Raw genomic sequence first — 11,680 nt, 5'->3', positions numbered from 1 at the left:
CCTTTCCGTGATCAAGTAACCTCGGCCTCCTGAACCAGGGCGAGGGGGAACAGGACATGGCCGCGATCAGTCTCAGCAAGGTGGAGCAGACCGCGCCCGCGCTGGTCGGCTCGTACAGGTCGGCCGGGATCTCCCTCACCAAACACGGTCTCGACGGACTGCGCGCCGCCGTCTACCTGGTCGTCGACTACTCCGGCTCGATGAAGCCGTACTACGCGGACGGCAGCGTGCAGGCGCTCGCCGACCGCGTCCTCGGGCTCTCCGCGCATCTGGACGACGACGGCCGGGTGCCCGTCGTCTTCTTCTCCACGGACATCGACGCGGTCACCGACATCAAGCTGGCCGAACACACGGGCCGGATCGAGAAGATCGCGGCCGGGCTCGGGCACATGGGCAAGACCAGCTACCACCTGGCCATGGACGCCGTGATCGACCACTACCTGGACAGCGGGTCCACCGCGCCCGCCCTGGTCGTCTTCCAGACCGACGGCGGCCCGATCAACAAGCTCGCCGCGGAACGCTACCTGTGCAAGGCGGCCAGGCTGCCGCTGTTCTGGCAGTTCGTCGGCTTCGGCGACCCGCACAGCAAACAGTTCGACTTCCTGCGCAAGCTCGACGAGCTGGCGGTGCCGGGGAAGCGGGTGGTGGACAACGCGGGCTTCTTCCACGCCGGTTCGGCTCCGGGGAAGGTACCGGACGGCGAGCTGTACGACCGTCTCGTCGGCGAGTTCCCGCAGTGGCTGGCGGCGGCGCGGGCGGCGGGCATCGTCGGGGCGGGCGTCGGGGCGGGCTGAGTTTACGTCGCACCGTTGGCTGTAGCGCTCCGGCGTGCCACCCTGAGGGGTGATCCGGCGGGGAGGCGGGCGACGTATGGACGACGGCGCACGAACGGTGAACGGACAGACACGGGTGGGAAGTTCCGCGGATCGGGCGGAGCCGCCCGGCAAGGGTGAGAAACTCGCGGACTGGGCGGACGGCCGGCTCGGGATCTACGCCCTGGCCAAGGCGAACATGCGCAAGGTGTTCCCGGACCACTGGTCCTTCATGCTGGGCGAGGTCTGCCTCTACAGCTTCCTCATCCTGATCCTCACGGGCATCTACCTCACCCTGTTCTTCGAGCCCAGTGGCGCCGAGGTCGTCTACCACGGCACCTACCAGCCGCTGAACGGCATCATCATGACCAAGGCGTACGAGTCGACGCTGCACATCAGCTTCGACGTGCGCGGCGGCCTGCTGATCCGGCAGATCCACCACTGGGCGGCGCTGGTCTTCGTGGCCGGCATGGTCGTCCACATGATGCGGGTGTTCTTCACCGGCGCCTTCCGCAAGCCCCGCGAGATCAACTGGCTGTTCGGCTGGACGCTGCTGTTCCTCGCGATCCTGACCGGTCTGACCGGCTACTCGCTCCCCGACGACCTGCTCTCCGGCACCGGCGTCCGGTTCGCCGACGGCGCGATCCTGTCGATCCCGATCGTCGGCTCGTACATCTCGATGTTCCTGTTCGGCGGGGAGTTCCCGGGCCACGACATCATCTCGCGGTTCTTCCCGATCCACGTGCTCCTGCTGCCCGGGATCATGCTGGGCCTGGTCGTCGCCCACCTGATCCTGGTCTTCTACCACAAGCACACCCAGTACCCGGCGCCCGGACGCGACCAGAAGAGCGTGGTCGGCATGCCCTTCCTGCCGGTCTACATGGCCAAGGCCGGCGGCTTCTTCTTCCTCGTCTTCGGCATCCTCGCGCTCATCGGCGGCATCGCCACCATCAACCCGGTGTGGGCCTTCGGCCCCTACCGCCCCGACCTGGTGACCACGGGCGCCCAGCCCGACTGGTACCTCGGCTTCTCCGAGGGCCTGATCCGTGTCATGCCCGGCTGGGAGATCAACGCCTGGGGCCACACCCTGGAACTGGGCGTCTTCATCCCCTTCTCGCTCTTCCCGCTCTTCCTCCTGGCCATCGGCGTCTACCCGTTCATCGAGGCGTGGATCACCGGCGACAGACGCGAGCACCACATCCTCGACCGACCGCGCAACGTCCCCGTCCGCACCGCCCTCGGCGTGGCCTGGCTCAGCCTCTACTTCGTCCTCCTGATCGGCGGTGGCAACGACGTCGTCGCCACCCATCTCCATCTCTCCATCAACTCGATCACCTGGTTCGTCCGGATCTCCGTCTTCGTGGTCCCCGTCCTCGCCTTCGTCACCACCAAACGCATCTGCCTCGGCCTGCAACGCCGGGACCGCGACAAGGTCCTGCACGGCAGGGAGACCGGCCTCATCAAGATGCTTCCGCACGGCGAGTACATCGAGGTCCACGAACCCCTCAGTCAGGACCGCCTGTTCGTCCTGACCCAGCACGAGCAGAACCCGCCGTACGAGATCGGCCCGCTGGAGGACGCGAACGGGGTACGGCGCAAGGTCACCGTCTCCCAGCGGGTACGGGCGAGCCTGGCCAAGGGCATGTTCGGCCCGGACACCCACATCCCGAAGCCGACGAAGGAGGAGTACCGGGAGCTCACGAGCGGGGATCACCACTGATCGCCGCGAGCTGGAGCGCCCCGTCCTTTGCTTTTAGGGGCGCTGGGGGTACCCCCGGCCGAAGGCAAGGGGAGGAACTGCGCGACCAGCCACCCACCACCCGCAGCTAACGACGATCGAGAACCACCCTTCCGCAGTCCTCCGGATCCCCCCAAGCACCGCGCAGCGCCCGCGCCTTGGTCAGCCACAACGACAGGTCGTACTCCGCCGTATAGCCGATCGCCCCGTGCAGTTGGAGCGCCGCCCGCGCTCCGGCGTACGCCGCCGCGCAGGCGCTGAGCTTCGCCGCGGCCACATCCGCCGGACTCATCGTCACTGCAGCCCCGAACACCATCGGCCGCGCGAACTCCAGCGCTATCCTCACGTCGGCCAGCCGATGCCTGACCGCCTGGAACGACCCGACGGGCACGCCGAACTGAGTCCGCTGCTTGACGTACGCCACGGTACTGTCGAGCAGGGCCAGCCCCACCCCGAGCGCCTGCGCGGCCGTGGCCAGCCGGGCCCAGGTCAGTGCCTCCGCCCACGGCGGCTCCGCACGGAGCAGCTCACCGACCGGAAACAGCGGGGTGAGTCGGCGGGCGGGATCCAGGGACCGGCGCACCGCGCCCGCACCGGAGGACAGCCGCAGCCCCTCCGGCGTGGCTGCGAGCCGCACATCGGCCGCGTCCCCGTCCAGCGCCGACCCGTACCCGTGCTGCTCGAACGCCACCGTCACCACCGACTCGCCCGACGCGATCCCCGGCAGGAACCGCTTGGCGAGGCCTTCCCCGTCGTCGAGCAGCACCGCCGCCGCCACCGTCTCCGCCAGCGGCCCCGGCACCGCGTGCCGCCCCAACTCGACGAACGCCACGGCGAGGTCGATGGGCAGGCGACCCACTCCGCCGTACTCCTCCGGCACCGCGAGCCCGAACACCCCCGCTGCGCCGATCCGGCCCCACAACGCCCGCCCGCTCGCCTGCTCGCCGCGGCTCCAGTCGCGTATCACCGCCGGGGTGTCCGCAGCCGTCAGCAACGCCCGCAGGGCGTCGGCGAAGTCCCGCTGCGCGGTGTCGAGGAGGAAGCGCATGTCAGCGGCGTCCCTTCGGCAGGCCGAGCAGCCGCTCGGCGATGATGTCGCGCTGGATCTCGTTGGTGCCCGCGTAGATCGGGCCGGCGAGGGAGAAGACGTAACCCTCCGACCACGGCGTGTCGGCCAGCTCGCCCTCCGCGCCCAGCAGGTCGAGCGCGGTCTCGTGCAGCGCCAGGTCCAGCTCCGACCAGAACACCTTGTTCAGGCTGGACTCCGGGCCGAGCGCCTCGCCGTCCAAAAAACGGGCGGCGGCCGCGTAGGTGAAGAGCTGGTACGCGCGGGCGCCGGCGACGGCGTCGGCCACCCGGGCCGCGGCCGACTCCGGTGCGCCCCGCGCCTGCCAGAGGTCCCGCAACCGGTCGGCGGCGGCCAGGAACCGCCCTGGCGACCTCAGCGTCAGCCCGCGTTCGTTCCCCGCCGTCGACATCGCGATCCGCCAGCCCTGGCCCGGCTCTCCGATCACGTCCTCGTCGGCCACGAACACCTCGTCCAGGAAGAGCTCCGCGAACGCGGGCTTCCCGTCGAGACGGCCGATGGGGCGCACGGTCACCCCCGGCGCGCGCAGGTCGAACATCAGGTAGGTGAGCCCCTGGTGCGGCTTGGGCGTATGCGGCTCACTGCGGAAGAGGCCGAACGCGCGGTCGGCGAAGGCCGCCCGTGACGACCACGTCTTCTGGCCGGTGAGCAGCCAGCCGCCGTCCGTCCGCACGGCCTTGGACGTGAGCGAGGCCAGGTCGGAACCGGCTCCGGGCTCGGACCACGCCTGCGCCCAGACCACCTCGCCGGTCGCCATCGACGGCAGCACCCGCGCCCGCTGCTCCTCGGTCCCGTGGTCGAACAGGGTCGGTGCGAGCAGGCTGATGCCGTTCTGGCCGACCCGGCCCGGCGCGCCCGCCGCCCAGTACTCCTCCTCGAAGACCAGCCAGCGCATCAGTCCCGCGTCCCGGCCGCCGTACCGCTCCGGCCAGGACACCACCGACCAGCGGTCCGCGGCCAGTTCGGCCTCCCAGGCGCGGTGCGCCGCGAACCCCTCCGCCGTCTCCAGGGAGGGGAGCGGGCCGTGCGGCACATGGGCCCGGAGCCAGGCGCGGGCCTCGGCGCGGAACTCCTCGTCCGCCGGGCTGTGGGTCAGGTCCACGGTCGCCGTCACCATCCTTCCCTAACAAGTGTTTGGTAGGTTAGCGTGGGCCCATGACAGGCGTCGAGAGTCCGGAGTACGTGCCCGCGCACGGGCTGCTCGAAGGACGTACCGCCGTCGTCACGGCCGCGGCCGGGGCGGGCATCGGCGGCGCCACCGCGCGCCGCTTCCTGGAGGAGGGCGCCCGCGTGCTGATCAGCGACGCCCACACGCGGCGCCTGAAGGAGTACGCGGCCGAGCTGGCCGCCGAGCATCCGGGCGCCGTGACCGCCTTCCCGTGCGACGTGACCGACGAGGCCCAGGTCCGTGGCCTCTTCGACACCGCCGCACGGGAGCACGGACGGCTGGACATCGTCGTCAACAACGCGGGGCTGGGCGGGACATCGGCCCTCGTCGACATGACGGACGACCAGTGGACCCGGGTCCTGGACGTCACCCTGAACGGCACCTTCCGGTGCTCGCGCGCCGCCTTGCGGCTCTTCCGCGAGAGCGGGCAGGGCGGCGTGATCGTCAACAACTCCTCCGTCGTCGGCTGGCGGGCCCAGGCCGGCCAGGCCCACTACGCCGCCGCCAAGGCCGGAGTGATGGCGCTGACCCGGTGCGCGGCGATCGAGGCGGCCCCGTACGGCGTGCGGGTCAACGCGGTGGCACCGAGCCTCGCCATGCATCCGCACCTGGTCAAGGTGACCTCGGCCGAGCTGTTGGAGGAGCTCACCGCACGCGAGGCCTTCGGGCGGTACGCCGAGCCGTGGGAGGTGGCCAACGCGATCGTCTTCCTGGCGTCCGGCTACTCCTCGTACCTCACCGGAGAGGTCGTCTCCGTCAGCAGCCAGCACCCGTAGGACGAGAATGTACCCGTGCCGACCAAGAAGAAGCCCCAGGTGACCGCGGCCCCCGCCCGGCGCCGCGAACTCCTTGAGACCGCCGCCGAGGTCTTCGCCGAGCAGGGCTACAACGCCACCACCGTGCGCAAGATCGCGGACCACGCGGGCATGCTCGCCGGCAGCCTCTACTACCACTTCGACTCCAAGGAATCGATGCTGGAGGAGATCCTGCGGACCTTCCTCGACGAGCTCTGGGACGGCTACGACACCGTCCTGGAGGCCGGGCTCGGTCCCCGCGAGACCCTCGAAGCCCTGGTCACCGAGTCCTTCCGGGAGATCGACCGGCACCGCGCCGCCGTCGCCATCTACCAGAAGGAGAGCAAGCAGCTGGTCGCGCAGGAGCGGTTCGGCTTCCTCGCCGAGTCGCAGCGCAACTTCGAGAAGGCATGGCTGTCGACGCTGGAGCGCGGGGTCGCCGCGCGCGTCTTCCGCGCCGACCTCGACGTCCGCCTCACCTACCGGTTCGTGCGCGACACCGTGTGGGTCGCCGCCTCCTGGTACCGGCCCGGCGGACAGCACAGCCCGGAGGAGATCGCCCGGCAGTACCTGTCGATGGTGCTGGACGGGATCGCCGTCCGTGAGTAGCCCACCCATTCGTTGAAAGCCCCTTTCTGCCGAGGGAGTTGCTGAGATGGCCGAGGCCTACATCGTGGAAGCGGTGCGCACGCCGGTCGGGCGGCGCAAGGGCGGACTGAGCGGGGTCCACCCGGCCGATCTGGGCGCCCACGTGCTGACCGCCCTGGTGGCGCGGTCGGGCGTGGACCCGGCCGCCGTCGAGGACGTCGTCTTCGGCTGCCTCGACGCGGTGGGGCCGCAGGCCGGTGACATCGCCCGGACCTGCTGGCTGGCGGCCGGGCTGCCCGAGGAGGTGCCGGGCGTCACCGTCGACCGCCAGTGCGGCTCCTCTCAGCAGGCCGTGCACTTCGCCGCGCAGGCCGTGCTCTCCGGCACCCAGGACCTGGTGGTCGCCGGCGGAGTCCAGAACATGTCCCAGATCCCCATCGCCTTCGCCTCCCGCCAGGCCGCCGAGCCGCTCGGACTGTCCGAGGGCCCCTTCCTGGGCAGCGAGGGCTGGCGGGCCCGGTACGGCAGGCAGCCCGTCAACCAGTTCGCCGGTGCCGAGATGATCGCCGCCAAGTGGGGCATCAGCCGCCGGGACCAGGAGGAGTTCGCCCTGAACTCCCACCGGAGGGCACTGCGCGCCATCGACGAGGGCCGCTTCGAGCGGGAGGTCGTGCCCTACGGCCCGGTCGCGGTGGACGAGGGGCCGCGCCGCGACACCTCCCTGGAGAAGATGGCCGCCCTGAAGCCGGTCGTCGACGGTGGCACCATCACCGCCGCCTGCTCCTCCCAGGTCTCCGACGGCGCCGCTGCCCTGCTCCTCGCCTCCGAACGCGCCGTCCGCGAACACGGGTTGCGCCCGCGGGCCCGCGTCCACCACCTCTCCGTCCGCGGCGAGGACCCCATCCGGATGCTCTCCGCGCCGATCCCGGCCACCGCCCACGCCCTGAAGAAGACCGGGCTCAGCATCGACGCGATCGACCTCGTCGAGATCAACGAGGCCTTCGCCCCGGTCGTCCTCGCCTGGCTCAAGGAGACCGGCGCCGACCCCGCCAGGGTCAACGTCAACGGCGGCGCGATAGCCCTCGGCCACCCGCTCGGCGCCACCGGCGTCAAGCTGATGACAACCCTCCTGCACGAACTGGAGCGCACCGGCGGCCGGTACGGTCTGCAAACCATGTGCGAGGGCGGAGGGCAGGCGAACGTGACGATCATCGAGAGGCTGTGAGCCCTCACTTGAGGGCCATGAGCCGTTCGCGTGTCTCCTCCGCCTCCTCCATGATCCGTCCCACCAGCTCCGCGCACGACGGCAGGTCGTCGATCACCCCGGCGACCTGCCCGGACGCCATCACCCCGAGATCCGTACGGCCGTCCACCATCGCCGACCTGAGCAGCATCGGCGTGTTCGCGGCCAGCAGCACCTGACTCCAGGACAGCTCCTTGCCGTGCCGCAGGGCCAGGCCGTCCCGCACCATCTGCCGCCAGGTGAGCCCGGACAGCTTCCGGAACCCCGCCGCACGCCGGATCGCGTGCAGCAGACCGCGGGCCCGGCCCGTGCGCTCCAGCGCGGTCACCAGATCGGTCCGCAGCATCCGGTGCGGCAGTCCGTCCACCGCCCTGGTCACCGTGACGTCCCTGACCGTCGCCGCCAGATATCTGGCCTTCACCGCGTCCGGGACCGGCGAGTCCGAGGTGAGCAGGAACCGGGTGCCCATCGCGACCCCCGCCGCGCCGTACGCCAGTGCCGCCACCAGCCCACGGCCGTCGAAGAACCCCCCGGCGGCCACCACCGGTATCCGCACCGCGTCCACCACCTGCGGCAGCAGCACGCTCGTCGCCACCTCGCCGGTGTGGCCGCCGCCCTCGCCGCCCTGCACGATCACCGCGTCCGCGCCCCACGCCGCCACCTTCTGGGCGTGCCGCCGCGCCCCCACGGACGGGATCACCACCACGCCCGCCTCCTTCAGCTCGGCTATCAGCTCGGGGGAGGGGGCGAGCGCGAAGGACGCCACCCGCACACCCCCGTCGATGATCAGCCGGACCCGGTCGCCGGCGTCGGCCGCGTCCGCCCGCAGGTTCACCCCGAACGGGGCGTCCGTACGGCACCGCACCTCGGCGATCGCGGCCCGCAGCTGGTCGAGGGTCATGGTGGCGGAGGCCAGGATGCCGAGGGCCCCGGCATCGGCCGTCGCCGAGACCAGACGGGGGCCGGCCACCCAGCCCATCCCCGTCTGCACGATCGGATGCCGGATCCCGGCCAGCCGGGTCAGTGCCGTCTCCATCAGCCGGCGACCTCCTTCGTCCGCGCGCCGGCCGGATCCAGCACCTCGCGGATCAACCGCAGTTCCTCCGCGCCCGGTTCCCGGGTGTACGGCACCTCGTCCGGGACGGCCAGCTCGAAGTCCGTCGCCTCCCGCACCTGGTCGACGCTCACCCCCGGATGCAGCGCGGCCAGCCGCATCGAGCGGTCCGGGGTCTCGAAGTCGAGGACGCCCAGGTCGGTGACGACCCGCGGGATCCGGTGGAAGCGTTCCGTGCCCGGATGCGCGGCGACCCGGTCGTACCCCACCCCGCACACCATGTCGACCTTCGCCACGAACACCCGCCGGGAGTGCTTGGGGACCCAGTAACTCGTCGGGTTGTTCAGGGTGTTGAGAGGCGCTCCGCGCACCCCCAGCAGCTGGCGGCGGGGCCGGGACCAGTCGCCGATGCAGGAGATGTTCTGGTTGCCGTACCGGTCGAGCTGGCTCGCGCCCATCATCACGTGCCGGCGCCCGCCGGACACCAGGGCGAGGTGCTGCCGGTAGGGCAGCCAGCCCTCGGGCGTCCCGTCCGGGCGGACCAGCAGGGCCTCGCCGTCGGTCAGCAGCAGGTCCGGTGCGAAGGTCAGCCGGGCCAGGCGGGCGCCCAGGGAGGGGATCAGGCCCATCGGGCTCGCCAGGATCTCACCGGAGCCGCGCCAGGCCTCGGCGCAGGCGATGACGCAGTACTCGGAGCGCAGCACCTGCGTGTGCGGTGTGTCCGTCACCCCTGTCCCTCCTTTCCTTCCTGTTCCTCCTGCCAGTTCCGCACCGCCGACCGGTACGCCTGCTCGTCCCCGGCCAGGAACCGTCCGGAGAACTCCGCCCAGGACGTCGTCGCGTACAGCCGCTGGAAGTCCTCGTCCCGCCCGTAGTCGGGCGCGCAGGACGTGAAGTGCGCACCGCCCGGAGCCTCCACGACCCCCGTCACGTTCAGCCGTTTGACGAGCAGGGACTGCGGGGCCGCCTCCTTCGTCAGCTCGGCCGTGTCCACGATCCGTTCGCAGGAGACGTAGGCCGCGTCCGCCGCCTCGCAGAACAGGTCGTCGAAGTACGGGTCCGGGCCCAGGTACTGCCCGTTGCCCAGCCGGTCGGCGCGGTTGACGTGGACCAGCGCCGCGTCCAGGTGCAGGGCGGGCATCGCCACGAACGTCTCCCCGTCGTCGTACGGTGAGGTGACGGTCCGTAAGCCGGGGTTGACCCGCAGGACGTCCGAGCCGATCCCGGCCCGCACCGGCAGGAACGGCAGCCGGTTCGCGGCCGCGTGCAGGCCCCACATGAACATGCCCTCGTCGACCTCCGTCAGTTCCAGAGCCCCGCGTTCGCGGGCCGCGCGGTAGTGCGGTTCGAGCGGGACGGAGTCGAGGGTCACGAAGGCCGTCACCAGTGTGCGCACCCGGCCGGCCGCGACCAGCATCCCGACGTCCGGGCCGCCGTACGAGACCAGCGTCAGATCGTCGATGCCGCTCCGGAGCACTGCTCTGACCAGCGACATCGGCTTGCGCCGGGAACCCCAGCCGCCGATGCCGAGGGTCATGCCGCTGCTCAGCCGGGCGACGGCTTCGTCGGCGGTCATCGTCTTGTCAGTCACTCCCCGCACCCTCCTTCCCGAAGGTGTCGCGTACCCGGTCGGCCACCCCGCTGAGGGCGGCCTCGAAGGTGAAGCCCTGTTCGAAGCGGTAAGCGCGCCGCACGTCGACGGGGTCGATGCCGTTGATGGCGGCCTTGGCCAGGCGTAGCAGCCGGCCGTCCTTGGCGGCTATCTCCCGCGCCAGCTCCAGTGCCGCGGAGCCGAGCTCCTCGCGGGGCACGACCCGCCACACCGAGCCGTACGCGTGCAGTTCGGCCGCGGTCGCCGTGCGCGAGGTGTAGTACAGCGTCCGCATCAGGTGCGGCGGGACCAGGCGGGCCAGGTGGGTGGCCGCGCCCAGGGCGCCCCGGTCCAGCTCCGGCAGCCCGAAGACGGCGTCCTCGCTCGCCACGATCGCGTCCGCGTTGCCCACCAGCCCTATCCCGCCGCCGAGACAGAAGCCGTGCACCGCGGCCACCACCGGGGTCTCGCACTCGTACACCGCGGCGAACGCCTCCGCGCAGCCCCGGTTGGCGCCCAGCAGCGCCTCGTGCCCGTCCGCCTGTATCTCCTTGATGTCCACGCCCGCGTTGAAGCCCCGGCCCCGCGCGGTCAGCACGACACACCGGGTCCCGGGGTCGCGGCCGGCCGCGCGCACCGCCTCCGCCAGCGCGAACCAGCCCCGCACCGGCAGTGCGTTCACCGGCGGGTGGTCGACCGTGACGAGCGCGATGCCCTTTTCCGGAGACGAGGTGGAGACACCCATGGACGCATCAGCTACCTTCGCACTCAGCTGCCTTTCCACCAAACATTTGTTAGGTGTGAGGCTTCGAAGCTAGCAGCCGGTGCGGACGAGCGGGAGGCCCTGTGGATAACTCGCCGAGCGGCAGGACGGTCGTCGTCACCGGCGGAACCAGGGGGGTCGGCGCCGGGATCGCCCGGGCCTTCGCCGAGACCGGCGCCCAGGTCGTGGCCTGTGCCCGCCGGCCGCCCGAACAACCCGTCGAAGGCGTCGAGTTCACCCCTCTCGACCTGCGCGACCCGCCCGCCGTGCGCGCCTTCTTCGACGCCCTGCCCCGCCTCGACGTGCTCGTCAACAACGCGGGCGGCACCCCCTACCGGCGGCTCGCCGACGCGGACGCCGAGCGGCACGCCCGGGTGATCGAGCTGAACCTCCTCACCCCGCTGACCGCCTCCCTCGCCGCGTACGAGCACCTGCGGCGGGCCCGGGGAGCGGTGGTGATGATCGGCAGCGTCAGCGGTGACCGCCCCTCGCCGGGCTCCGCCGCCTACGGCGCGGCCAAGGCGGGGCTGGAGAACCTTGCCCGGTCCATGGCGGTGGAGTGGGCGCCGGAGGTCCGGGTCAACACCCTCGTGGTCGGCATGGTCCGCACCGAACTGGCCGGCCTCCACTACGGCGGCCAGGACGGCATCGACGCGGTCTCCCGCACCGTCCCGCTCGGCCGCCTCGCCGCCCCCTCCGACGTCGGCGCCGCCGCCGTCTTCCTCGCCTCCGACGCGGCCGCCTACATCAGCGGGGCGAGCCTGCTCGTGCACGGGGGTGGGGAGCGGCCCCCCTTCCTCGATGCCGCAACTGCCAACAAGCCGTCCGACAAGGAGGACTGA

The 11,680-nt window shown here is 71.5% G+C and carries 12 protein-coding genes; 6 read left to right on the top strand and 6 right to left on the bottom strand.

The genetic code is table 11. From position 1 onward, the window contains the following. Positions 1-56 precede the first annotated feature (56 nt). Positions 57-794, top strand: a complete 738-nt coding sequence (locus tag ACZ4UV_RS01355) for a vWA domain-containing protein (RefSeq protein WP_467835214.1) — start codon at positions 57-59, stop codon at positions 792-794. A gap of 76 nt (positions 795-870) precedes the next feature. Continuing rightward, positions 871-2,532, top strand: coding sequence for a cytochrome bc1 complex cytochrome b subunit (gene qcrB / locus ACZ4UV_RS01350; RefSeq protein WP_451022540.1), 1,662 nt, complete (start codon positions 871-873; stop codon positions 2,530-2,532). A gap of 106 nt (positions 2,533-2,638) precedes the next feature. On the opposite strand, the gene ACZ4UV_RS01345 is transcribed toward qcrB, so the two are convergent. Together ACZ4UV_RS01345 and ACZ4UV_RS01340 are read right to left on the bottom strand one after the other, a co-directional pair. After that, positions 2,639-3,598, bottom strand: a complete 960-nt coding sequence (locus tag ACZ4UV_RS01345; RefSeq protein WP_451021166.1) for an acyl-CoA dehydrogenase family protein — start codon at positions 3,596-3,598, stop codon at positions 2,639-2,641. A 1-nt stretch (position 3,599) separates the two neighbouring features. After that, positions 3,600-4,739, bottom strand: coding sequence for an acyl-CoA dehydrogenase family protein (locus ACZ4UV_RS01340; RefSeq protein WP_390038656.1), 1,140 nt, complete (start codon positions 4,737-4,739; stop codon positions 3,600-3,602). A 53-nt stretch (positions 4,740-4,792) separates the two neighbouring features. On the opposite strand from ACZ4UV_RS01340, the gene ACZ4UV_RS01335 reads away from it, so the two are divergent. Genes ACZ4UV_RS01335 through ACZ4UV_RS01325 form a run of 3 tightly spaced genes read left to right on the top strand, consistent with a single transcriptional unit; the run spans position 4,793 to position 7,412 of the window. Next, positions 4,793-5,581 (top strand): SDR family oxidoreductase, encoded by a 789-nt coding sequence (locus tag ACZ4UV_RS01335; protein WP_451021165.1) that lies wholly within the window; start codon positions 4,793-4,795, stop codon positions 5,579-5,581. A gap of 15 nt (positions 5,582-5,596) precedes the next feature. Then, positions 5,597-6,208 carry a TetR/AcrR family transcriptional regulator gene (locus ACZ4UV_RS01330; RefSeq protein WP_390038191.1) on the top strand — a complete coding sequence of 204 codons (612 nt, stop codon included), beginning with the start codon at positions 5,597-5,599 and terminating at the stop codon, positions 6,206-6,208. A 46-nt stretch (positions 6,209-6,254) separates the two neighbouring features. Next, positions 6,255-7,412, top strand: a complete 1,158-nt coding sequence (locus ACZ4UV_RS01325) for an acetyl-CoA C-acetyltransferase (protein WP_451021164.1) — start codon at positions 6,255-6,257, stop codon at positions 7,410-7,412. Positions 7,413-7,416: 4 nt separating this feature from the next. On the opposite strand, the gene ACZ4UV_RS01320 is transcribed toward ACZ4UV_RS01325, so the two are convergent. The 4 genes from ACZ4UV_RS01320 to ACZ4UV_RS01305 are packed head-to-tail and all read right to left on the bottom strand — an operon-like array spanning position 7,417 to position 10,820. After that, on the bottom strand, positions 7,417-8,466 hold the full coding sequence (locus ACZ4UV_RS01320) for an NAD(P)H-dependent flavin oxidoreductase (protein ID WP_451021163.1): 1,050 nt from the start codon (positions 8,464-8,466) through the stop codon (positions 7,417-7,419). Continuing rightward, on the bottom strand, positions 8,466-9,212 hold the full coding sequence (locus ACZ4UV_RS01315) for a CoA-transferase subunit beta (RefSeq protein ID WP_467835206.1): 747 nt from the start codon (positions 9,210-9,212) through the stop codon (positions 8,466-8,468). Before ACZ4UV_RS01315 ends, ACZ4UV_RS01320 begins: the two co-directional genes overlap by 1 nt. Then, a complete protein-coding gene (locus ACZ4UV_RS01310) occupies positions 9,209-10,075 on the bottom strand; it encodes a CoA transferase subunit A (protein WP_451021161.1) in 867 nt (288 codons plus the stop codon). Before ACZ4UV_RS01310 ends, ACZ4UV_RS01315 begins: the two co-directional genes overlap by 4 nt. Then, positions 10,068-10,820, bottom strand: a complete 753-nt coding sequence (locus tag ACZ4UV_RS01305; RefSeq protein WP_451021160.1) for an enoyl-CoA hydratase family protein — start codon at positions 10,818-10,820, stop codon at positions 10,068-10,070. The genes ACZ4UV_RS01310 and ACZ4UV_RS01305 overlap by 8 nt, the downstream gene beginning before the upstream one ends. Before the next feature lie 101 nt (positions 10,821-10,921). Here ACZ4UV_RS01305 and ACZ4UV_RS01300 point away from each other — a divergent pair, with 101 nt between their 5' ends. After that, positions 10,922-11,680: an SDR family oxidoreductase gene (locus ACZ4UV_RS01300; protein ID WP_451021159.1), complete on the top strand. Its 759-nt coding sequence runs from the start codon at positions 10,922-10,924 to the stop codon at positions 11,678-11,680.

This window comes from Streptomyces sp. NPDC028289, from assembly GCF_055565975.1.
Note: the sequence above shows the minus strand (reverse complement) of the source record. Positions and strands in the feature narration are given on the sequence as shown.

Bases quoted from the DNA above. Each gene is read 5' to 3' on its own strand.
- ACZ4UV_RS01325 (WP_451021164.1), top strand. From the start codon at position 6,255: ATGGCCGAGGCCTACATCGTGGAAGCGGTGCGCACGCCGGTCGGGCGG.
- ACZ4UV_RS01335 (WP_451021165.1), top strand. From the start codon at position 4,793: ATGACAGGCGTCGAGAGTCCGGAGTACGTGCCCGCGCACGGGCTGCTC.
- qcrB (WP_451022540.1), top strand. From the start codon at position 871: ATGGACGACGGCGCACGAACGGTGAACGGACAGACACGGGTGGGAAGT.
- ACZ4UV_RS01355 (WP_467835214.1), top strand. From the start codon at position 57: ATGGCCGCGATCAGTCTCAGCAAGGTGGAGCAGACCGCGCCCGCGCTG.
- ACZ4UV_RS01320 (WP_451021163.1), bottom strand. From the start codon at position 8,466: ATGGAGACGGCACTGACCCGGCTGGCCGGGATCCGGCATCCGATCGTG.
- ACZ4UV_RS01345 (WP_451021166.1), bottom strand. From the start codon at position 3,598: ATGCGCTTCCTCCTCGACACCGCGCAGCGGGACTTCGCCGACGCCCTG.
- ACZ4UV_RS01305 (WP_451021160.1), bottom strand. From the start codon at position 10,820: ATGGGTGTCTCCACCTCGTCTCCGGAAAAGGGCATCGCGCTCGTCACG.